Source organism: Flagellimonas halotolerans (assembly GCF_035818535.1).
Lineage (GTDB): Bacteria > Bacteroidota > Bacteroidia > Flavobacteriales > Flavobacteriaceae > Flagellimonas > Flagellimonas halotolerans.
In genome coordinates, this window is the sequence record NZ_JAYKYV010000004.1 from 141,805 (window position 1) to 164,262 (window position 22,458).

General features: G+C 42.1%; 26 protein-coding genes. 11 read left to right on the forward strand and 15 right to left on the reverse strand.

Annotated elements, in window-relative coordinates; translation table 11 throughout:
• Position 1 precedes the first annotated feature (1 nt).
• From VM932_RS06640 to VM932_RS06655, 4 genes are all read left to right on the forward strand, one after another.
• Entirely contained in the window at positions 2–679 is a 678-nt protein-coding gene (locus tag VM932_RS06640; protein WP_293168521.1) for an ABC transporter ATP-binding protein, read from the forward strand.
• Between the two features lie 124 nt (positions 680–803).
• Positions 804–1,268 (forward strand): Hsp20/alpha crystallin family protein, encoded by a 465-nt coding sequence (locus tag VM932_RS06645; RefSeq protein ID WP_326278011.1) that lies wholly within the window; start codon positions 804–806, stop codon positions 1,266–1,268.
• A gap of 466 nt (positions 1,269–1,734) precedes the next feature.
• Positions 1,735–4,317, forward strand: coding sequence for a PAS domain S-box protein (locus VM932_RS06650; RefSeq protein ID WP_326278012.1), 2,583 nt, complete (start codon positions 1,735–1,737; stop codon positions 4,315–4,317).
• Positions 4,286–5,365, forward strand: coding sequence for a response regulator (locus tag VM932_RS06655; protein WP_293168527.1), 1,080 nt, complete (start codon positions 4,286–4,288; stop codon positions 5,363–5,365). The genes VM932_RS06650 and VM932_RS06655 overlap by 32 nt, the downstream gene beginning before the upstream one ends.
• A gap of 215 nt (positions 5,366–5,580) precedes the next feature.
• Here VM932_RS06655 and VM932_RS06660 read toward each other — a convergent pair whose 3' ends face one another.
• From VM932_RS06660 to VM932_RS06675, 4 genes are all read right to left on the reverse strand, one after another.
• Positions 5,581–6,564, reverse strand: coding sequence for an MlaD family protein (locus VM932_RS06660; RefSeq protein ID WP_326278013.1), 984 nt, complete (start codon positions 6,562–6,564; stop codon positions 5,581–5,583).
• A gap of 1 nt (position 6,565) precedes the next feature.
• Positions 6,566–7,348, reverse strand: a complete 783-nt coding sequence (locus VM932_RS06665) for an ABC transporter ATP-binding protein (protein ID WP_326278131.1) — start codon at positions 7,346–7,348, stop codon at positions 6,566–6,568.
• Positions 7,348–8,139 carry an MlaE family ABC transporter permease gene (locus VM932_RS06670; RefSeq protein WP_326278132.1) on the reverse strand — a complete coding sequence of 264 codons (792 nt, stop codon included), beginning with the start codon at positions 8,137–8,139 and terminating at the stop codon, positions 7,348–7,350. Before VM932_RS06670 ends, VM932_RS06665 begins: the two co-directional genes overlap by 1 nt.
• Before the next feature lie 172 nt (positions 8,140–8,311).
• Positions 8,312–8,698, reverse strand: coding sequence for a hypothetical protein (locus VM932_RS06675; protein ID WP_326278014.1), 387 nt, complete (start codon positions 8,696–8,698; stop codon positions 8,312–8,314).
• 121 nt (positions 8,699–8,819) lie between these two features.
• Between VM932_RS06675 and VM932_RS06680 the strand changes: the two genes are divergently transcribed.
• The gene (locus VM932_RS06680; RefSeq protein ID WP_326278015.1) at positions 8,820–9,200 is read left to right on the forward strand and encodes a hypothetical protein; all 381 of its coding nucleotides are present in this window, start codon (positions 8,820–8,822) and stop codon (positions 9,198–9,200) included.
• A 14-nt stretch (positions 9,201–9,214) separates the two neighbouring features.
• Here VM932_RS06680 and VM932_RS06685 read toward each other — a convergent pair whose 3' ends face one another.
• From VM932_RS06685 to VM932_RS06700, 4 genes are all read right to left on the reverse strand, one after another.
• Positions 9,215–10,930 (reverse strand): adenosylcobalamin-dependent ribonucleoside-diphosphate reductase, encoded by a 1,716-nt coding sequence (locus VM932_RS06685; RefSeq protein WP_326278016.1) that lies wholly within the window; start codon positions 10,928–10,930, stop codon positions 9,215–9,217.
• A gap of 49 nt (positions 10,931–10,979) precedes the next feature.
• Complete coding sequence (locus VM932_RS06690) at positions 10,980–11,828, reverse strand: universal stress protein (protein WP_326278017.1); 849 nt, start codon at positions 11,826–11,828, stop codon at positions 10,980–10,982.
• 165 nt (positions 11,829–11,993) lie between these two features.
• Complete coding sequence (locus tag VM932_RS06695; protein WP_326278018.1) at positions 11,994–12,125, reverse strand: hypothetical protein; 132 nt, start codon at positions 12,123–12,125, stop codon at positions 11,994–11,996.
• Positions 12,122–12,376: a hypothetical protein gene (locus tag VM932_RS06700; RefSeq protein WP_326278019.1), complete on the reverse strand. Its 255-nt coding sequence runs from the start codon at positions 12,374–12,376 to the stop codon at positions 12,122–12,124. The genes VM932_RS06695 and VM932_RS06700 overlap by 4 nt, the downstream gene beginning before the upstream one ends.
• A 283-nt stretch (positions 12,377–12,659) precedes the next feature.
• On the opposite strand from VM932_RS06700, the gene VM932_RS06705 reads away from it, so the two are divergent.
• Positions 12,660–13,280 carry a phosphoribosyltransferase gene (locus VM932_RS06705; protein ID WP_326278020.1) on the forward strand — a complete coding sequence of 207 codons (621 nt, stop codon included), beginning with the start codon at positions 12,660–12,662 and terminating at the stop codon, positions 13,278–13,280.
• Between the two features lie 47 nt (positions 13,281–13,327).
• Here the strand turns inward: VM932_RS06705 and VM932_RS06710 are convergent, their stop codons facing one another.
• From VM932_RS06710 to VM932_RS06725, 4 genes are all read right to left on the reverse strand, one after another.
• On the reverse strand, positions 13,328–13,738 hold the full coding sequence (locus VM932_RS06710) for an archease (protein ID WP_326278021.1): 411 nt from the start codon (positions 13,736–13,738) through the stop codon (positions 13,328–13,330).
• A complete protein-coding gene (locus VM932_RS06715; RefSeq protein ID WP_326278022.1) occupies positions 13,735–14,373 on the reverse strand; it encodes a class I SAM-dependent methyltransferase in 639 nt (212 codons plus the stop codon). The genes VM932_RS06710 and VM932_RS06715 overlap by 4 nt, the downstream gene beginning before the upstream one ends.
• 126 nt (positions 14,374–14,499) lie before the next feature.
• A complete protein-coding gene (locus VM932_RS06720; protein WP_326278023.1) occupies positions 14,500–14,712 on the reverse strand; it encodes a dodecin family protein in 213 nt (70 codons plus the stop codon).
• Positions 14,713–14,760: 48 nt separating this feature from the next.
• A complete protein-coding gene (locus tag VM932_RS06725; protein WP_326278024.1) occupies positions 14,761–15,270 on the reverse strand; it encodes a nicotinate-nucleotide adenylyltransferase in 510 nt (169 codons plus the stop codon).
• 943 nt (positions 15,271–16,213) lie between these two features.
• On the opposite strand from VM932_RS06725, the gene VM932_RS06730 reads away from it, so the two are divergent.
• Both VM932_RS06730 and VM932_RS06735 read left to right on the forward strand, forming a co-directional pair.
• Complete coding sequence (locus VM932_RS06730; RefSeq protein ID WP_326278025.1) at positions 16,214–16,615, forward strand: DUF302 domain-containing protein; 402 nt, start codon at positions 16,214–16,216, stop codon at positions 16,613–16,615.
• Between the two features lie 21 nt (positions 16,616–16,636).
• Positions 16,637–16,819: a zinc ribbon domain-containing protein gene (locus tag VM932_RS06735; protein ID WP_326278026.1), complete on the forward strand. Its 183-nt coding sequence runs from the start codon at positions 16,637–16,639 to the stop codon at positions 16,817–16,819.
• A 27-nt stretch (positions 16,820–16,846) separates the two neighbouring features.
• On the opposite strand, the gene VM932_RS06740 is transcribed toward VM932_RS06735, so the two are convergent.
• Complete coding sequence (locus tag VM932_RS06740) at positions 16,847–17,524, reverse strand: WG repeat-containing protein (protein ID WP_326278027.1); 678 nt, start codon at positions 17,522–17,524, stop codon at positions 16,847–16,849.
• 248 nt (positions 17,525–17,772) lie between these two features.
• Between VM932_RS06740 and VM932_RS06745 the strand changes: the two genes are divergently transcribed.
• The 3 genes from VM932_RS06745 (at position 17,773) to VM932_RS06755 (ending at position 20,065) form a co-directional block, all read left to right on the forward strand.
• Complete coding sequence (locus tag VM932_RS06745; RefSeq protein ID WP_326278028.1) at positions 17,773–18,315, forward strand: flavodoxin domain-containing protein; 543 nt, start codon at positions 17,773–17,775, stop codon at positions 18,313–18,315.
• A 310-nt stretch (positions 18,316–18,625) separates the two neighbouring features.
• Positions 18,626–19,429, forward strand: a complete 804-nt coding sequence (locus VM932_RS06750; RefSeq protein ID WP_326278029.1) for a helix-turn-helix domain-containing protein — start codon at positions 18,626–18,628, stop codon at positions 19,427–19,429.
• Positions 19,430–19,519: 90 nt separating this feature from the next.
• The gene (locus tag VM932_RS06755; RefSeq protein WP_326278030.1) at positions 19,520–20,065 is read left to right on the forward strand and encodes a cupin domain-containing protein; all 546 of its coding nucleotides are present in this window, start codon (positions 19,520–19,522) and stop codon (positions 20,063–20,065) included.
• A 130-nt stretch (positions 20,066–20,195) separates the two neighbouring features.
• Here the strand turns inward: VM932_RS06755 and VM932_RS06760 are convergent, their stop codons facing one another.
• Together VM932_RS06760 and VM932_RS06765 are read right to left on the reverse strand one after the other, a co-directional pair.
• On the reverse strand, positions 20,196–20,639 hold the full coding sequence (locus tag VM932_RS06760; RefSeq protein WP_326278031.1) for a hypothetical protein: 444 nt from the start codon (positions 20,637–20,639) through the stop codon (positions 20,196–20,198).
• A 40-nt stretch (positions 20,640–20,679) separates the two neighbouring features.
• A complete protein-coding gene (locus VM932_RS06765) occupies positions 20,680–22,449 on the reverse strand; it encodes a carboxypeptidase-like regulatory domain-containing protein (protein ID WP_326278032.1) in 1,770 nt (589 codons plus the stop codon).
• Positions 22,450–22,458 lie beyond the last annotated feature (9 nt).

Sequence of the window (22,458 nt, forward strand, 5' to 3'; positions counted from 1 at the left end):
TATGGAATTTGTATTGGAAACCAAGGATATCAACAAATATTTTCACAAGCCTAAGGAATTTCACGTGCTCAAGAACATCTCCTTTGGGATAAAAAAAGGTGAGTTCGCCTCCATCATGGGAAAGTCAGGATCTGGAAAATCCACCTTGTTGTATATTCTTTCCACTATGGACACGGATTATACAGGGCAATTGCACCTCAATAATGACCTAGTAACGGGCAAATCCCAAAGGGAACTGTCCCGCATCCGCAACAAGAATATCGGTTTTGTGTTCCAGTTCCACTATTTGCTGTCCGAATTCAGTGTTTTGGAAAATGTGATGTTGCCTGCCAAAAAACTCGGCGAAAAACCTCTTGCCGAGATTGAACGCAATGCCCAGCAAAAACTTGAAATGCTCCATATAGGCCATTTGGCGCACCAGCGTGCTTCTCGGATTTCTGGAGGGGAAAAACAACGCGTGGCCATCGCACGGGCATTGATCAACGATCCCACCATTTTGATGGGAGATGAACCCACTGGAAACTTGGACAGCCAAAACTCTGAAAATGTGTTCAACATCTTCAAAAAACTCAAGGAAGAACAAGGACTATCGCTCTTGGTGGTGACCCATGATGAGGATTTTGCCAAACGCACCGACCGTATCGTTCAGTTGGAAGACGGCGAAATCATCGTGCAATAAAAAGTATCAAACCATTACCTTTCTCCTTCTTGGGTGACGCACATCATTCCACCAAAGGGAGGTTGTATCTAATTTAGTTCCACTTAGTTGTAAAATATTTTATATAACCTAAAAAAAATGTGTCATGTCATTAGTTAAATTTAGAAACAGACCCTTTGGAAACCTGATCAAATCCAATTTTTTCGATCTTGATGATTTCTTTGAAGACGAAGTATGGGATTCCGACCTCTTAAAAGATAGATTTTGGAACGGAAAAAGCATGATTCCGGCCATGAACATCAAAGAGACCGACAATGATTATGAAATTGAACTTGCAGCACCGGGTTTTGACAAGAAGGATTTCAAAGTAACCATTGAGAATGGATGTTTGAACATTTCCGCAGAAAAATCGACTTCAGAGGAAGAGAAAAAGGCAAATTATACCCGAAGGGAGTTCAGCCACAATTCCTTTGAACGTTCCGTCCAATTGCCGGATACCATCGTGGACGATACTGTAAATGCAAAATACAATGATGGTATACTCCGTTTTAAGCTGTCCAAAAAAGAGGAAGCCAAAAAACAGAAACCCAAGGTGATCCAAGTCTCATAGATACACCTTGTAACCAATCCCCATTGCAGTTATCCCGACCTTTCATTCCTAAATTTCTGCAATGGGTTTTTTTTGTATTTGCTCCTATCCATACCATGCAAAACAATGCCTTTGCCCTACCCCTTGGTCATGCCTTTTCAAATAGGTTCATGTCGCTTCTTCCAGCTTCCAAAACAATGCATCTTGGCTTGTGGCCGAACAACCTTAAAGCCATTCATTTGAACACCTCAAAAAAAACTGGTTTCCAGATATTTACACCAATAAATGAACGCTTTTGAACATGATTATTATCATAGCAACACAGGAAAGTGTATGCTATATTTGGTAATATTCTTTTTATTGATTCTTGAAAGTTTTGAACACCCATCAGTCCATAAAAATGATCCATGTTTTTAAAAACTGAAGGGGAATCAAGGAATCCATTTGCTATAATTCACTGTTATGACCTAAAAAACCACCTATTTAAATGAAACGGCGAAATTCCAAAGAAGAAAAACGATCGTATCCTATGTTTGAGGGTGACCGAAAACTGAGGACGTTGGTGGAAAACCTTCCGGGCATTGTATTTCGCTGTGAGAACGATTCTGATAGAACTATGCAGTTCATCAGTAATGAGTGTAGATGGATTACAGGATATTGGCCAGAGGAATTTTGCAGGACAGGTGGCATTAGATGGGCATCCCTGATTCATCCCATGGACAAGGATGATGTCTGGAACACTGTAGAAATAGCCTTGGCAAAAAACGAAAAGTTCCAGTTGAAATATCGGATAATCGATAAGGAAGGAAAGATTCACTGGATCAGCGAAACTGGAGTTGCAGTTGAAAAAAAAGAAGGCACGGCATTTCTGGAAGGATATATGCAAGATATTACTGCCCAAATCATGGGTGGCAACATCAATGTTATCAAGGAGAGGGCCTTGGATGAGGTACGGAACGGTATCGTCATAGCAAATGCCAAACCTAAACAGTTTCCCATCATTTATGTCAACAAGGCTTTTGAAAAAATTACGGGCTATACCAGCGAGGAGGTCATCGGTAAAAATTACAATTTCCTACAGAGTGACGAATGCCAACAGCAGGAAATTCAAATCATCCGCGAAGCACTATCAACCCAGTCCTCATGCCATGTGGAAATCCATAATTACAAGAAAGATGGCACCCTGTTCTGGAACGAGCTGTCCATTACCCCGATTCGGGACCTCCATGGTGAAACCAGTCATTTTATAGTGATTCAAAATGACATAACGGAACGAAAAAACCTTGAATTACTGAGAAAGGCGAAGAACGATGTGCTGGAAATGATCATCAAAAAAAAGCCGTTGCCAGATATTTTTGACCGGATTCAAGACGCGCTGGAACAACAAATGCGAATCGGCACTGTCGCTATTTGTTTATATGATGACATCGCACAGGCCATCAAAAGGGTTTCTGGCAACAAAATACACCCTACCATCGCCAAGGCCATGGATCAAATTTTGGGGACTTCCGATGCCTGTCCATGTATACGGGCCATACGCTCTAAAAAGAAAGAAAGTATTACTGATATCTTGGAGGAGCCATCATGGTCCAAACATCAAGCTACATTGATTGAAGCAGGCATCAAATCCATCGGTTCCACCCCCATCTTGGATGCCGATGACAACATTGTAGGGGCTTTGTCCATTTTCTATCCCGATGGATTCCTGAGTTCCCCTCAGAAGGAAGATTTAGTGGATGAGATGGCGGGACTTGTAGGTTTGGCCATTGAACAGGACAAGATCAGAAAAAGGCTCCAAATGAACCAAGAACGTTTGGAAGCACGATCCAAAGGTTTGGAAAAACAGGTGGAGCTGCGTAATAAAGACTTGGAACAAATCCTTAAGGAGTTGAGAGCAACAAACTTTGAGCTGAACGTTCAGATAGCAGATGCCCAAAATGCCAGAAAAAGGGCTGAAATACAAGAAGCCATGCTTTTGGCCATTGCACAGAAGTTTCCAAGGGGTGCCATCATTTTGGTGAATGAACAAATGCAGATAAGCTTTGTGGAAGGATCCGAACTAAAATTCCTTCAAAAACAAATCCGTTCAAACCAAGAACTGTCCATAAACAACCTCGATGGTTTTTCGATCAAGAGCAAGTCACTCTTGTTGACCTGCATTAAACAAACATTAAGAGGGAAACACTTAAGTTTTGAGATAGAGTACCAAAAAAGGAACTATATTGTGAATACCACGCCCTTGTTCATAGAAAATGGAAAGGCGTCCCTTGCGCTTCTTGTCTTGTTCAACATATCCGACCGAAAACGAAATGAGGGAAAAATGCTCCAAAACCTTATCAAGGAAAGGGAACTGAGCGAGCTAAAGACCCAGTTCATCAGCACAGCCTCGCATGAGTTCAGGGCACCGCTGAGTGTTATCCTATCCTCTGCTTCACTCATCGAAAAGCTGAACAACCCCGATAAGGGCGAGAGACGTTTGGTCCACTTGGAAAAGATAAAGTCGAATGTTCGTCAATTGGTCAACATACTCAACGATTTTCTTTCGGTGACCAAATTGGACGAGGGAGAGACCAAGGCCTCGCCCGAATATTTTGACCTGCTCCATTTTTCAAGGTCTTTGATTGAAAAATTGAAAATAGGAAAGAAAAAAGAGCAATCCATCATTCTGGAATGTGAAAAAGCTGAATTGGTAACCTTTTTAGATCCCAAGCTTATGCACCTTGTGCTCTCGAACCTGCTCAACAATGCCATCAAATACTCCGATGAAGACCAACCCATCCTTTTAAAAATTGAGGACAATGAACTCCATGTTAAGCTTTGGGTGATCGATCATGGGATAGGAATTCCGGAAGATGACCAAAAACATCTTTTTCAGCGGTTCTTCAGGGCCAAGAACAGTGTAAACATTGCCGGAACCGGCCTGGGTCTGCACATTGTCAAAATGTATGTGGAACTCATGGGCGGAAAGATAGGGTTTGAAAGCAAGGAAAACCATGGAAGCACCTTTAAACTGGAGTTTCCCAAAAAACACTACACAAATGAAAAAAATACTGGTAATCGAAGATCATGAGGAGTTCCGAGAGAACACTATGGAAATCCTTGAAATGGCCAATTATGGCGTTTTGGGTGCTGCCAATGGCAGATCTGGCATCCAAATGGCGTTGGAACATCTCCCTGACCTCATCATAAGCGACATTATGATGCCCGAGGCCAATGGATATACCGTACTGGAAGTCTTGGGCAAAGACCCGAGGACTTCCAAGATTCCCTTTATCTTTTTGACCGCCAAGGACAGAAAAGAGGATATGAGAATGGGAATGAACTTAGGGGCGGATGATTACATCTACAAACCCTATGAAACCCATGAACTATTGGATGCCATAGCAATGCGGTTGAAAAAAAGCAGTTTTATCCACCAACATTTCTCCAAAACACCCGTTGGAATCAACCATTTTTTCAAGGAAGCATCGGAATATCTGGGCAAAGAGCTCACCTCACAAGATAGGGAATCCCAATCTTTCCGTGACAGGGAGGTAATTTACAGGGAAGGGAATGCCGCACATTTCCTCTATTTTATAGAGGAGGGAAATATCAAAACTTACAGGGGCACCGAGGAAGGCAAAGAAATGATCACTGGACTTTATGGTCCCGGGGACTTCGTGGGGCAGCTCTCTCTTTTGGGCAACGGGGGCACCTATCTCGAAACGGCCATTGTCATGGAGCATGCCACCGTTCTGGGTATTCCGAAAGAGGATTTCATCCACTTGGTCTATCAGGACAAGGAAGTCGCCAATAAATTTCTTGAGATCATTTCCAACAATATGGCCCATTTACAGGGAAGATTGCTGGATATTGCCTATTCCTCCGTAGATCGACGAGCGGCAAAAGCATTGTTGGAACTTCACGAAAAAGGAATCTTGAAAGATGACCATCATAAGGGCGTGGATATGCTTCGGGAAGATTTTGCCTCCATGATCGGGGTGGCCAAGGAAACAGCCATTCGGACCCTCACCAAGTTCAGGGAAATTGGTCTGGTTGGCACCGACAAGCGGAGAAAACTCACGCTATTGGACAAGGATAGGTTGAAGCGTATCGCCGATTTCGACGATATGGTGTGATTTCATCAAGCGCAGATGGGGAAACCTAATAATAAAGATCTTTTGAAACCAACTATCCCAAGGGCATGCCACAGGGGGTATTTCACTCATCCCATTTTGACGCCAGGGTCAAAAACCGAAATTCCATTATTGGATTCCCGTTTTCACGGGAATGACAGTTGCAATGGAAACCCAGATGCAAGCATGCGGGGAATTCCTTTCGATTAAATAACCCTTCAATCTTTTTGGGCCTTGGCCTTTTCTTTTTCCAGTTTCCGAAAATACCTCCTCGTTAAAAAGTTGTGTTTTAGGGCCTCCATATTCTGGTTGAACTTATCCGTTCCCTCTTCTATGTTGTGCATTGTCTTCATAAGAAGCTTCGCCATAGTCGTATCTTGGGATACCAAATGGAGCATCCCTTCCTCCGTGTCCATACCTTGGACCAGTTTGGTCAGCTCGCGGGTCATTTGCCTAATTTCTGCGCTTGATGTCTCCAAATTTTCAATGCTGCTTCTGATATTTTCAGCTGCCACGGTATCAGTCAGTATTACCCCGGCAACACTTTCTTCCATATCAATTTGTCCCATAATGGTCTCCAGTTCCATGAGTGTGGTATTGGCATGATGGCTGCTCCGTTCAAGATTTTTTATGATCCCCTGCAAGTCCTTTACCATCACCGTATCATTGAGCAAACGGCCCAAAACCCCTTTTCCTTCCATCAAGGATTGGGTCACCTTCAAAAGATTGGATGTCAACAAAGCTGCATTTTCGTTCGTAACGTTGAGCGTACTGAGCATATCTTGGGATGAAATCCTACTGTACGATTGGAGTTCATCTCCGTTTTGCACCAAATCGGCCTTTCCCACACTTGGAACGATGTTCACCAACATGCTGCCCACCAAACCATCGGAGCCTATTGTGGCAATGGCATTTTTTCTGATGTGATTGCGCATTTTATCCTCAATGGTCATGTAAACATAAATGGTGGTATCGTTCACCATTTCCATTCGGTTTACCGTACCAATGTTAATGCCCGAAAAGCGCACATTGTTGCCATTTTGTAATCCGTTCACATTTTTGAAAACAGCGCTGAGGGTGAAGGTTTTCACAAACATGTTCTGTCGGTTTCCAATAAGATAGGCCGCGATGAGCAGCAGTAAAGTTCCGGCCACCACGAAGATGCCTAGCCTTAAATTTTCAGAAGAAGTTTTAGAAGCCATATTACTTTTTAAAAAATGCGTTTACCATAGGGTCCGACGATGCCAACAGTTCCCCGTAAGTGCCCTCGGCATAATTTGTTCCATCCACCAGCAAGACCATCCGTTCCGAAACAACCCTTGCACAATCCACATCGTGGGTAATGATCAAAGCCGAGGTGCCATACTTTTTTTGGATGTTCCGCATCAACTCGATGATTTCCTTTGCTGTTATGGGGTCCAATCCACTGGTGGGCTCATCGTACATGATCAATTTTGGCCTTAAAATAATCGCTCGGGCCAAAGCAACCCGTCTTTTCATTCCTCCCGATAATTCAGCGGGCATCAAATCCAAGGTGTGGGCCAAGCCAACATTTTCCAAGGCTTCCATAACAAACGGAAGCGTATCTTGATCTGCACCAAATTTATTCCTGTGCCTTCGCATGGGAAATTCCAGGTTTTCCCGCACCGTCATGGAGTCGTAAAGGGCACTCCCTTGAAAAAGGAACCCGATATTGGAGCGGAGTTCATCCAAAGCATGCTGGTCCAGGGTACTGATGTCCTCACCAAGAACTTCCACATAGCCCTGATCTGGAGTGATGAGCCCTACCATGCACTTGATCAGCACGGACTTGCCCGAACCGGATTTTCCCATAACCACCAAGTTTTCCCCCTTCTTCAAAACCATATTGAACCCTTTTAGCACATGGTTGTCCCCAAAACTGATGTGGAGGTCTTTGATCTTGATGACTTGGTTCCCATTGGTTCCAAAATCGGTCCTTGTTTCAATTTGCTCTTGTCTTTCCATCATAGCTCATAAAAAATATCAGAAACAAAAACAGCAATGAAATCGACCACGAACAAGAGCAGGGATGCCATGACCACGGCCGAATTTGCCGCAACACCCACCCCTGCGGTCCCCTTATCCGAGTTATATCCCTTGTAGCAGCCTGTAAGACCAATGACAAACCCAAAGAAAAAGGACTTGATGGTCGCTGGCACCAGGTCTCCGAAGGAGAGTGCATCAAAAACCGTGTTGAAATACAACCTGAAGGAGACATCCCCTTTCATGTTTTCCACGAGCGAGGAACCATAAAGAGCTACCAGATCCCCAAAAATGACCAGCAAGGGAAGCATGAGCGTAGCGGCCCAAATACGGGTCACCACCAAATATTTAAAGGGATTGGTGCCCGAAACCTCCATGGCATCTATCTGCTCCGTGACCCGCATGGAACCGAGTTCTGCACCAAAACCAGAAGCTATCCGGCCCGAACAGATCAGGGCGGTGATCACAGGGCCAATTTCACGCACTATGGAAATCCCTACCATGTTGGGCATCCAGGAAACAGCCCCAAATTCTATGAGTGTTGGCCTGGATTGTAAGGTAAGTACCAGACCGATGATAAAACCTGTGGCCATCACCAAGAGCAGGGACCTGTTCCCCACTTGGTAACATTGCCTCAACAATTCCTTGAATTCGAATGGAGGGTTCAGGGCCTGTTTAAAAAAACGGCCCGCAAAATGGGAAAGACTGCCTACCTCTTTAAAAAAGTGTTTGGTCCTTTCCTTAACCTTCATGGGAATTGCCAAGTCTTCCATACTCAAAAATAGCTTGGCAAAACGGGCGCTGAAATGACGGCTATCATAAAAACCGTCATCTAGGTTGAAGGTCAACTGGTTTTATGAAGTATTGGACCTTCCATCAATCAGCAAATACAACTTCCCAAATTTTGTCCGCACATGGGGAATCGGCCATGACAAGCCGTTATTTTTACATGTGTTGCGACAAGAATCGAAAGAATTCCTTCTTCAAATCTGCATAGATCTGTCGCTGTTCTTCCATTTTCTTTCGGAAATCAGAATGATTCTTGACCAGAATGGTATCCAGTGCGGGCCTGCCCGTACTTTCTTGGGCCGCTATGCTTGTTTCATGGATTTGTATTTCTTCCTGAAGTTTTTCGATGACACCTTTGTGGAGCGTGAACTCGTTTTGGTAGTGTTCCAATTTTTGGAGCACCTCCTTTTTGGTCCATCGGTTTACCAATTCATTCAAGCGAAGGTTGAACGATTTCAGCTCATCTTTCCAAAAAGCAAGTTCTGAATTCCACTGTTTGTGTTCAAAATGCAGGTCACTGTTGTATATAGTTACTTTTTCCATGATTATTAACCGTTTAATGTTCTATCCCAAAACTATCCCGTCCAATGCTTTCGTGGAATGATCTGGATCATTTTTCCTGGGCTCTCCTTTACATTACTTTGTCTTACTAAAATGGAATACCATGAAAAGAATTTGGTCATACGCAGGAATGTTCCTATTGTTTATGGCAATGCAGGGTTGTGGCCCGGTATTGGTTTCGCACAATTTGGCAGACCCTCCCCCACCCTGGTTTTACCCAAATAGGGTGGAGACGGTACGATATGTTTATTTCCCGGAATTGAGCATTTATTACGATTTATCTGCCAGAACTTACATTTATTTGGATGGTGGGGTATGGTTAAGGAGAAAAGTATTGCCACCCCGGTATCGTACACAAGACTTGAACCGATCTAGGTATGAACGCATCAGGAATTACTACGAGGATGATATCAGGCGGTATCACAATCAGAACAATGCGCACAGGGGACGAAGCAATAGAAGTGTTGGGAGAAGGAACAAATAAGCTATGAAGGTTCTTCAGCAATTGGGGCTCCTGTTCAGCCTACAGGCTTGCAAAACTTGATCCGCTTTGCTGCCGTCCCTGTATATGGTGATTCCCTTCAAACCATATTCCCAAGCGTTCCAATATATCTCCGAAACGGTTTCCACTGGGGTTTCTCTGGACAGGTTTATGGTCTTTGACACGGCATTGTCCGTATATTTTTGAAAGGCCTGCTGGTGGCTCAAATGATATTGCCAGGGTATCTCCAAACTGGTCTCGAACAACTTTTTGAGCTCTTTTGGAACCATTTTCGAGTGCTGGACACTTCCCGTTTCCAACACCTCCGATTTCAACTTTTCCGTCCATAGCCCAAGTGCCTTCATACTTTCTACAAAAAAGGGGTTTATCTCGGTCTGGGTTTTGTTCCCCATGATTCCAACGCGACGATATCCAACGGCATACAAGGGCTCTATGGAATATGAAGTATCCGCGATGATCGAAATGTTTCCCGTAGGGGCAATGCTGTTGCAGGTGGCATTTCTCATGGGTCTGTTTGGATGGAAAACGCTATTTGACCATTTGGGAAACACGCCTCGTTCCCCTGCAAGGGATTCGGATACAGCATAACTTTTGGATTGAATGAACTGCATGATTTTTTCTCCCAGTTCGACAGCTTCCACAGAGGCATAGGGGATTTCCAATCGGGCCAGCATTTCCGCCCAGCCCATCACGCCCAGTCCCACCTTACGGGTATTCTTGGTCTGGGTCTCAATCTGGGGCAGTAAATAATGGTTTGCTGAAATTACATTGTCCAGAAACCTCATTGAGGCTTCGATGGTCTTTTCGAGCATATCCCAATCAACCCTTCTTTTACCATTATCTGTTTTTAGTATTTTGGAGAGGTTAAGGGAACCCAGATTACAGCTTTCATATTCAAGAAGGGGCACTTCCCCACAGGGATTGGTGCTTTGGATAATACCTTGGTCGGGAATTGGGTTATGTTTATTGATCGTATCCAAAAAAATAAGCCCGGGATCCCCGGTTTTCCATGCTTGGGAAACAATCAGTTCCCATAAGGATTTCGCCCTGATGGCTTTTGTTGCTTCTCCCGTTCTTGGGTTGATCAGGTTCCAATCCGCATTGGCGCTTACCGCTTTCATAAAATTATCGGTGATACCCACGGAAAGATTGAAGTTTTGGAGTGTATTGCCTTCGGATTTTGCCAAAATGAATGCTTCAATATCCGGATGGTCCACATTTAGGATTCCCATATTGGCTCCTCTCCTTTTACCGCCTTGTTTTACATGCTCCGTGGCCGTGTTGTATATTTTGATAAAGGCAATGGGGCCCGAGGAGGTCCCTCCGGAAGATAGAATTCTGTCTCCGCGGGGCCGAAGCTTGGAAAAATTATACCCTGTACCCCCTCCATTTTGATGGATCAGGGCTGTGCTCTTCAGTGTGCTAAAAATACCGTCCAAGCTATCCTCTACCGGAAGCACAAAGCATGCACTCAACTGTCCTTTGGGCAATCCTGCGTTCATCAAGGTCGGTGAGTTGGGCAAAAAGTGGAGATTGACCATCAAATCGTAAAATGTACCCTCCCAGCCGGCTTTATTCTTCTCCTCTACACTTGCAACATGTTTGGCTACTCTCTTAAAAAGCCCATGGGGCGTTTCAATAATTTTTCCCGAAGGGTTCCTGAGCAAGTACCTTGCCTGGAGCAACTGCTGTGCATTGGATGTGCGTTTCATGGTATTTTGAAATAATCCCCTCAACTATGGTGAAAACCATGTCTTGTGTTTACTTCCCTTCGAGATGGGGCAAGACCATAAAAGGGATATTGAGATGCATACCTATTTTTCTGATAACCGGCCGGATGAACAGGCTTTCCAAAAAAGTATGCTTGTTCATGATCATAGCCAAAAGGTTTATCCTGTTCTTTTTTTGAAAGTCATTGATACCCTCTATAACCCCATTGACAGGTGTTTCATGAAATATATAGGTATGTGGTTTTAAAAGTTGGTCTAGCTTTTTCTTGTTCCTCATCTGGAATTCTGTCATACTATTACCGGTTGAAATATGCAGGATATTGATGTTCCCCTTATTTTCACTTGCCAAATAAAGAAGTTCCTCAATTATTTTTTTATCATAATCAACCTCAAAATCCACAGGAAATAAGATCTGTTTAGGGCTTTCGTATTTAAATTCCCCAGGAACTGCTATAAGTGGGCATTTTGCTTTTTTAATAGCATGGACGGTATTACTGCCAAACAGCAATTCCTTGGCTCCCGTGACCCCCTTTGTTCCCATCACAATCAAGTCTATTCCTTCTTTTTTTACCACTTCCCCTATTTCATCCACGAGTTGATTGAAAGCTCCTTGCAATACAAATTGGTGCTTGGGGTTTGCATGGTCAGCTTCCAGTTCTTCCTTCAATGCATTTAGTTGATCCATTGTTTCCTTTTGGTAATGGGCTATCGGGTTTGATTCGTGGAAATCCATCGTCCAATTTTCAATACTGTACACGGGAATGCCATAAGCGTGCAATAAGTAAAAGGTACATGGTGTATCCTTATATAGCTTTAAAGCATAGCTAATGGCATTTTTTGCATTTTGGGAAAAATCAGTTGGAAGCAATACCTTTTTCATATTACATCTATTTGGATATGTCCACCAAAATTAGAATATAAGAAGCGACCAAACCATGACTTAGGTCATTTCCAAAACCTTACCGCACATTATCTGTTTTTTGCGAACCAGAGAATCCTTGAAAGTACTACTCTGTGTTGCAATAAGCAGTTTCTTGTCAAAAGTTTATGAATACATCGCGTATGGTTCCGCAGCGTCCATCGCATACATATTCTTGTACCAAACTGCAAGTAAAAAGAAAAGAACCAAGGCACCGATCAATATCCAAACCACTATTTTGTACCATTTCACTTTCATGTTTTCCTTTTTTGATGTTCTTTTTTTTGTGTTGGACGGATACCATAATTATGGGTTTTTACATGATGCCCCAACAGTTCTTGTAAACTTTGTAGATAGTCCTCCAAGGCCTCTTTGCCAACATTGGGATGGCCCAACACAGGAAGGGTAACGGGGTCTTCGTCCAAAAAATGGTACAGTTCAGGGTATTGCGATTCCATGGTATGGGTCAACATGGTAATACTGTTCAATAGGGAATTCAACTCTCTCATGGTTTTTGGGCAACTGTTAACTACAATGTATGTACACTTTGTTCACTTTTTAGGATGATTCAATAAAAATAATGGCTGGGATGCACTTTGAAAATGATCTTAATCACCCTAGAATAACTACCGTGAGTGACCAATGTCATTGATGTGGGCAGGTCTTTGCCCTAACTTCCTGTTCAAATTGGGCAAGACGCGGTGTAAGACATTTTTTGCTCCCCATTTATGGGGGTAATGCTTAAAATTCCAATGCTATAAGAATCTATAAATTTCAAGCAAAGAGAAGATCATGTTTAGAGACAGGGAAGATGCCGCACTGCAATTGGCAGAAAGGCTTGAAAAATACAAAAATCAGAATGTAGTGGTACTTGCCATACCCAAAGGCGGGCTTCCCTTGGGCGTCATCATTGCCAAAGCCCTAAATGCCTCGTTGGATGTAGCCCTTTCCAAAAAAATTGGACACCCCTACAACAAGGAATACGCCATTGGGGCGGTAAGTTTGGAAAATGTGGTTCTCACCAATGACCATGGAGTGGCCAAAAGCTACATCACTGAAGAAACGGAACGAATCCGTAAAAAACTTCAAAGCAGATTTGAAATGTACCACCGGAACAGAGAGCCCATATCTTTGAAGGGCAAGACCATTATTATTGTGGATGATGGTATCGCCACCGGCAATACCATAAAAATAACAGCCCAGTTGGTCCAAAACCAGCATCCACAAAAAACCATAGTGGCCGTTCCTGTAGCCCCTCTGGGTGCCATCCAAAACCTTCAGGATTATAAATACATTGATCAGGTAATCTGCCTGACCACTCCCCATAACTTTCATGCAGTTGGGCAGTTCTATTCGGAATTTGAACAGGTCTCAGAAGAAGAAGCCTCAGAATTGCTGAGGCGGACGAGTTAATATTTGGAAATGTGACATTCAATTAAATGATACATTTGGCCACTCATCTACATATCAAAAATGACATGGCTTTCCCAAACATTTCCTTCATTCCTTTTTACATGGGTGCCGAGATAAGAAACCCCTCTTATCCTTTCATCAAAACCACCCAAACATTTGCCATATAACAGGGCCGAGATGCTATTCTCCGAAAGCTCGGCAAAATAAACATTACAGAAAAGGATTTTTTGCATGTAGGTAAGGGAAAGAGTATCTGAGAGGAAATCGATCAAGAGGTCGGTCGCATTATCGGTGGAAATCTCCGTACACATTTGACAGTCAAAATGACCCGCTTTGTCACATCCTCCCTTTTTCAGGATATCGTTCATGATTCCAAGATTATCCCTTAAAAGTACTTCAAGCGAAGGTGCCAAGATCTTTATCTCAATTTCTGTCTTATATTTTACCGACCCATTCATGGCTTAACCGCTTTAACGGTGACAAAAGACCCCGTTCCGTAGCCGTTTTTGGGCATTTGTACTTCCTCTATGTCCTCAAGATCTCCAAAAAGGGTTTGGTTATACACCAAGTTCCTAAAACCTACATTTTTGAGCAATTGTTCCACTTGGTCAACCGAATGGAAAGTGGCCGTTTTGTAAAAATTGCTTCGATCTCTTTTGGTCATGTACGCTTTTGCAACACTTTGATCCCTATCCAAAAAACCAATAATTATAGCTCCATCGGACTTTAACACCCTATACGCTTCGGAAAGGGCTTTCTTAAGGTTTTTCAAGTAACAAATGGTAACGAAGAGCACAAAATCAAACTGCATGGCGGCATAGGGCAAGTGCTCTGCTTTTCCCTTCATAACCTCAACGCCCCTTTCAAACGCTTTTTTTGCCATTGCCACCGAAGGCTCAATTCCTTCCTTGATACCCAAAGGTTCGGAGAACCTTCCTGTGCCCAGACCTATCTCAATGCCCCTAATGTTATGGGGCAGCTCCAAAAACTGCTCTTGTAGTGCCAATATTTCGGATTGGTACACTTCGGGATGGTCCTCGTACCATTGTTCGTATTGCGATACGTGTTCATCAAATACTTCTGTAGTTGCCATAGCTTGTTGTTTTTTAAAAAATCCAGTTATTGGTTGCACCGGCCACAATAATACAGGTCAACCCTTACAAATTATATGGTCCGAAGCCAGGAGACCGGCACGGACCATACAAACAAAACCGACTAACTAGGAATTATTCCCATCAATTCCGAAAGTGACCTTTGCATTCACACGGTATTCGGTAATTTGGTTGTTTTTTACACAAACCTGCATGTCCTTCACATAAACAGACTTGATGTTCCTCACTGTTTTTGATGTCTCCTTGACAATGTTGTTTACGGCATCCTCAAAACTCTCTTTTGAGTTTCCCATGATTTCGACGACTTTTAATACTGACATAACGATTGATTTATTGTTTAATAATTAGACCAAAGACGACCCCGGTTTCTATAGAAACTCACCTTTTTCATCCACTTTTACCCGCAGCGTCTTATCTCCATTTTCCAGTTTCAATTTGTATTTTTTGGAAACGCCCTTTTCGTTGTGATAAGTAACCCGGTAAACATCCTTGCTAATGGTCCATTCCGGAAACCTATCCAAGATGGCCTTCTTTACGGAATTTGGCAGGTTAATGTTTTTAAACCTCTCGGCAGTTCTGATGATTTTACCGTCTTTGTCGTAGGCGGCAAGGATTTTTCCTTCCGGGATAAAGAAATTGATGTTGTACAGATCATAGTCATCCTGATAGAATTCAGAATCTTTTACATCGAAGGCTGCGACTTTTCTTCTGAGCATTTCTACAGGTATGGAAGCTTCTTCCTCTGTATCAATGTTGTTCAAATACTTGTAATTGGTCGCATACACAATTACCTCGGACAATTCTTCCGTTTTGATGATCTGGGAGTGCAAAGAGATTGCGAGTCCCACGGACAATAGGGTCAATACTATTTTTTTCATAATCTTAGTGTTTTTGTTAATACTTCAATGGCTGCTGAGCCATCCTTTTAAATTATCGCTCTATACATTCAAAACTAGTAGAGATAGGTTCTTCGCACAATGACCCAGATCACCCTAAATCATTTTAACCGACTCATTTACAAGCCATTGAAAACAGCACGATTATTGCTAAAATTGGCATACAGAGAATCTGATGGACTGACCCAAGTCATAGGGAAATATTTGCCGTGCCTAAAAGTTTGTCAATTAAATTGTAAGGCATGGATGTTTACATCAATCCTTTCAGGGCAATACATTTTGATGGAGAAATTAATGCCCAAAATGTTAAAATTCGAAAAATAACGCTAAGATGACCCAGGTCATTCCACAAGCTCAACAATCGTCTTAATTTTGTGCCAGGATTACGATACAATACGTTCTTTGAAGATAAAACCAATGGTGTAAGAAATACAGAAGGAGATACAACTATTCTTTGACTCCTCTTGGAATTGCGAAAACGTTTAGTGATAAACACAAGTAGTTTATACAAGAAAAAGAGCGTTGGATAGGATAACTTCTTCTGTGGAACCGGGGCATTAAAACGCCCCGGTTTCTTCAAAGACTACAAAAAATAGTCAATTGGAAAAAAAGCCAACGGTTATAAAAGGTGTTTTAAGGCACGAGGATTTGAATATCAACCACATTCGTCCTCCTCTCCATCAAAAACACCCCATAGAATGTTTATGGTCTGGGAAGATGCATAAACTAGAAAGGTTTGGATTGTCCACTGAACAAGCGTTCTTAAGCATTTTAGCAATAAGATGGTAAAGAGAAAGTTTAAGGCAGAAAGCAACTCAAGCCTTTCGAAGAAACAGGGAGTTTAGGCTCCCTGTTTCCATTTAAATTCCGTCCATTTTCCTTAGCAGTGCCACATTATTTACCTAATTAATTCATTCTGATAAAAATGGAATATTACTTTAATACCGTTCTCAGTGATACCACTTTCGAGAAAGCCATACAAAAAACAACACAAGCCCTTAAAAATGAAGGTTTCGGGGTTTTGACTGAAATTGACATCAGTAATACATTGAAGCAGAAATTGGATGTAAACTTTCCCAATTATACAATTTTGGGAGCATGTAACCCATCGTTTGCTCATAAAGCATTACAGGTTGAAAATAAGATTGGAACCATGCTACCGTGCAATGTTATAGTACGTAAAGCCGAAGGGGGCAACATAGAGGTGGCCGCCGTAAACCCAATTGCTTCGATGATGGGGGTTCACAACGAGGCTTTGATGGGCATTGCCGAGGAGGTCCGGGACAAACTAAAGAGGGTGATAGAAGCCCTTCAAGAAAATCATTGATCCATACCGATAAATAGTATCATGAAACCTTCAAATATCTGCGAACATTGTGGCGTGCCCATGTACCACCTTACCGATTTTGGCACCAACCGGGATGGCAGTATCAACACAGAATACTGTCACAAATGCTATAAAAAAGGTAGGTTTATCCATGCAGGGGAGGAAAACTTTGATAGTTCTTACTCCTGTGACACCCCGCTATAATTGTACCCGTTGCATTGTCCAGTTCCTTTATGGTTTCTGGGTTTGTTCACTGATCTTGCAAATTTGTAAATCATTGTCACCTGTCTTTATCAGTATCAGATCGGACGAGATGAAGGATGCGGCCATGTTTGGTGTCTGGTACCGTCTTTTGGACATAGAAATGTCTTCCCTTTTGCTGATGGGCCAAATAATTTCACCCATGTTGTTTAGCACAACTTCGGTAAGGGCATAATCATAAATATTCAATTGGAAGTCGTTTTTCCCCCTGAAAGTTCTTCTACAATAGATTCCTATGGCCCTATCATCTTTAAAACCGGTAACGTTTAAATACTCCGGTTCGATTGCGACCTTTCCTTGGGTGTTCATAAAACCATAGTACGGGATTCCCTCATCCTTTATCATTTGTATGGCACATAGACCATTTTTAAATTTCGGATACTTGATGCCCTTGATATCATTACGGGATTCATCCGCATTTTGATTCCATACCACGTCATCCCTAAAATCTACGGCTAAATTACCTTCCATATCGATGAAGCCCCATTTACCGTCTTTCCGGACGGCTGCCAAACCTTCACTGAAAGGCCCGACTTCTGTTAGTTCCTTTATTTTAATTGTAGGATCATTGATCGTTTCAAGGGTTTGTGCGCCCATTAAAAATGGGATGGCCATAAAAGCCAAACCCACCAAATATTTTAGTCTCATAATTCATGTTTTAGATTATATGAAGGTAGTACGCAAGCTGGTCTACAACAATGACCTAAATCATTGTGCCACAAAAGGCAAGGGGGTAAGTTTACATTTAAGATAAAACCTATTTGGAGTTTTGAAATGTCTTGCAAGAATTATGTGGACAGACGTGGTTAAGTACATCAACCTTACTAAAAATAATGGAAAAGGAAGTCACAAAGTAATTATCGTTACCCAAATATGAATCACTAAAATTAGACAAAATGAAAATCCTAATTGTATATGGAACAAGTGAGGGGCAGACCCGAAAAATTTCCAGATTTATGGAAGAAGTGCTTCAGGGAGGAGACCACAAGGTGGTTATTGCGGATGCCACGGATGAACCTCCTTCCCCTGCCCATTTTGAGGTTGTATTGATAGGTGCCTCTGTTCACATGCAAAAATATCAAAGCTCCGTGACCAATTATGTAATGCAACATTTGGACATTCTCAATAAAAAACATTCCGCATTCTTCTCGGTTTCCATGGCCATTGCTTCCAACATAGAAAAGGAGCACGAAGAAATCAAAAAAATTGCTTTGGATTTCTTCGCAAAAACAGGATGGAAGCCCAATGAAGTGCGCCATTTTGCAGGAGCATTAAAATATACCCAATACGACTATTTTAAAAAGCTCATCATGCGAATGATTGCAAAAAAAGAGGGAGGCAGCACAGATACTTCCCGTGATCATGAATATACGGATTGGGACAACGTAAAGTCGTTTGTCCTCAACTTTTGCGCAGAAAATGTACAATCGACTGTGTAGGGACAGGTAGGCTTAAATTATCCTAAAAACTATTTTTTCAAAGCGGTACATCCACATGAAATAGACCTCTTTACCTTTGCCTCTTTTCTTGCAGGTCAACTTCGGGCAACTCTTTTAAGTAATAAATTTGGTTTACATACTATCCAATTAAATGGGCAAATGGAAGGATTTTTGCTGATTCAATCAATAAAACCCCTACTTTACTTTAACCCAAAAGTAAATCCTCTTTCATTTTTTATGTAACTTCCTGTCTAAGAAGGAACAAAAAACCGATTTTAATCGAGTGAACACTACTTTGGGCGGCTTAAAAATGAATATAGACACCCTTAAAATATCACGTATTCTACACAAAACAACATCCAATCAGAACAGTGGTTGCTATGCTGTTTGTTGGGTTCAAAATGGTGCTGAGGCAATTGAAATAAACAAGATTTTGTACAACAATGTATCGAACGCTGTTTTTTTCTTAAGCCCAGATCATGACTGGAAAATCTTAAAGAAGGGTACTACAACTTCATCGGGGTATGTGTTTTATATTCCCAAAGGTGTTTTAAACCACCCCACTTTCAAAAATCTCCACATAACTGAAGTCCGTCTTTTAAACAGCAATGAAATACCGAAAATCAACCTTTCTCCAGGTATAGAAACACGCATAAAAGCTATTCTTGAAATGATGGACGAGTTGCTCAGCACTAACTTAAAACATCGTGAAGAGGCTATACTTTCCCTCTTAAATACCTTTTTTGTTTATTGTGACGGTAAGTGCAACATCAAGTCGGTGATTACGGACAACAATTCAAGGTCTGCATTGGTTTATAAGTTCAAAAAAAGCATTGACCAAAACATTACTGAACATCATGAAGTGGGCCACTACGCCAAAAAGCTCAACATATCCGACAAATATTTAAATGAATGTGTCAAGGAAGTTTTGGGCATCAATGCCAAGCATCTTATAGATGAACAACTGGTCATGCGCGCAAGGCATAACCTGAAATTCACGGATAAGACCATTAAAGAAGTTGGCTACGAGCTGGGATTTTCCTCGCCCGACTATTTCAGCTATTTCTTTAAAAAGCATACTGGAATCACTCCATCCCAGCTTCGGAAAAGCTGATTTTCCGAAAATCCAAGGAATAGCCGTGTTTTTCACAATATTCCAATAACTCCCACCCCTTATTTTTAACCAAACAACAAACCAAATGTCATGGACAGAAAAAAATTCATTCAAACTTCGGGTTTGGGGCTTGGGCTCGCCTTGGTTCCTGGAATCGCCAACAGCAAACAACTATTCAAAAAAGCAGCATCTCCCAACAACCCCAGCCCAAAAATCATAAAGGACAGCGAAGGCGATGTTTTGAATGTTATTGGGGATATCCAGACCCATAAACTGGTCGGTAGCGACACCAATGGTCAAATTGTGGAATGGGTCGACAATGTAGGTCCCGGAGTTGGTATTCCTCCCCATATTCACACAAAGGAAGATGAAATTTTCAGGGTGATCAAAGGACAAGTTGAAATAATGGTGGATGGGAAAACCACGGTTTTGGAAGCTGGTGATACCGCCTTTGCCCCGAAAAATATTCCACATTCTTGGAAGGTTGTTGGAACTGAAAAGGCTAAAATGATCACAAGTGCCTTTCCCTCAGGAATTGAAATCATGTTCAGGGAATTGGCCGATTTACCTCCTGGTCCGCCAGATTTTGAAAAAGTCGCCATAATATGTGGAAACCACGGTATCTCTTTTCTCTGAAAATTGTTTACAACCGCAAGTTTGCTTGTTGGAAACAAGCATTTACTTTATTGTACCAAAAAATGGGTGAGGCAACGGCAGAATATCCATATGCCTCTCCTTAAAATGATTAACTGGTCACTAAAGTAGTTTAATACGTCAATGTATTATACCCCTTGGCCTGAAGTTGGAGTATTCGTACAGACCACGTTGGTACCGGCACCAATCCGTCGATAAGTTGCTTCGTCGACACATTTAATTTTTCCATGGCCACACTGCATATACTAACGCGCACCTTGGACTTGTATTTTTGAAAAAAGGTTTCCAATTTGGATCCCTTTACCAACTCGGCAACGACCTTTCCTTTAACAACGACTTCGTAATCGACTATCTCTACCCCGTTTTCCATCAAAAGATCATACATGTTCAATGCGCCTTTAAAATGGCGTTCATCGCTGACCCCAATGGCAAATTGCTTGGTGCTTTTTAAATCGTTGACCGTTTCGGCATTCAATTGAGCTTGCGCAAAAACATCAACCCTGTAAAAAATAACTAGGGCAATAAATATGATCAATGTTTGGAGTGATCTTGTCATGGTTTATATGATTTTAAAAAGCAATGCTTTAAAGGTACAATTATTGACTTGTATTTTTTACAACAATGGTTTTATAGACGGTTATTGGTTTGCCATAAGAAGTAAATCCGTCCAAAACCACTTCAAACTCCCCTGTAAGGTCAGAGGTATAGAACTCAAACTGTAAATCGGACTCTCCTACCTCAACATGGGGTTCCCACAACAACACTCTTCTGTAATCGGGAATTCTCTTGCCCATTTGCTGCGTAGTATAACGCTGCTTAAAATAATTCTTTTTAGACATAGGTTTTTCAATAGGAACATTAATACCATGGGTAGGAGCATAGTTTTCAAAAAAATCGCCATCTATGGTTTTTACCGCCATCATGCCTTGATAATCCTTGCCTGCCATCCTAAACTGATCTCGAACCAAACTGATGGATTGTATTTTCCCAGCATCAAAGTCCTTGATTTTTTCATGGTCTGGAATATAAACCCCGTCAAACAGCACAATGGCAGGAAAATCGTTGGCCTCTTCGTTATAGGTTTCAAAATCTTGGGCTATGCGAATGTAATCGCTTCCATCGGGGTTGTTTTTATACCCAGCATAGTTGAGTACCTCCACCAGCGTCTCCTGAAAGGTACGAAAGCGTGTAAACTCATCCAATTTTATGGTTTCGGGCATACCACCATCAAAAGGATCTATGGGGGTTCCCAGAAGAATGGAATCCGGTTTTACGGAATAAAATTGATTCTCCAATTGATTGTGTATGCTACGTTGTGCAATAGCTTCGGAATATTCGGGTATTATATGGAATTGATTAAATGTCAGTTGGGAAGCATCAAGGTTAGGAACCTTACCAAGAGAGACCTCAACGTCTTGAGCGTTTGCTGCAACTTGCACAATGGCCCTACCCAGTTTGTAATTTTTTCTCAAATAGGTATAGAAGTTGCCATGATTGTCCGTTGTGGTAAATTTTAGTAGAAATTCCTCACCGGGAACGGACACCACCATTTTGGCATCGGAAACAGGGCTTCCTTGTCCATCGGTCACTTTTCCATACAATAGCTCTCCGCGCTGTTCCGGCAGAAACAGACTGTCGCCAACCGTTTTATCCAATGCTCCCTTTGCATTAAAATATTCGTTGGCGTAGGAAATGGCATTTGCAGCGGGCCGGACCTCCATTCCATCCTTCTTTTGGACCCTAAGCGTGTAATTTCCATGTCCCAACCTCGCCTTGTAATTTTTTAGGCTTAAGGCCACTCGCTCCCTTGGCCCAAAGACATCCCTCTCCATTTTTAGTTGAACAACCGACGAGTCGATAGGCCTATTCATTTTTTCGGCGTGTATTGAAGCTTCTTCCGAATTATCGGACAATAATTGCGACTGATCTACTTGGTAGGGGTTGATGATGACCAAATCATCCTTAAATATTTGCTCCATCCCATTGTTCTTCATCCATTGGGTATAGCCGAGCAATTTGTAATTTCCTGAAGGTATGTCGGTATTGACAAAGAAATCGCCTTGGGATTTGCCCTTTTGAAGTCTCACCTTCTGTTCCAACACATATTCCCCTTTTTGGTTTATCAGGGCAACATAACCCACAAAACTTACATTGCTGGCCCGGTTGTTCTGCGCATTGAAGCAATAAAAGGCATAGTGCAGGTACTCTCCCGTAAACACAATGGGGCCGGTATGGTGTAAATACACCTTTTCTTGCGGTAGGCTTTTTAAGTTTTGTAACTCGTCCACACTACTTATCACATATTGAGCATGAGCGTGCAAGGATAGTGCTGTGAGAACCATAAGTATTGCCCATTGTTTTTTCATAAGCTGTGT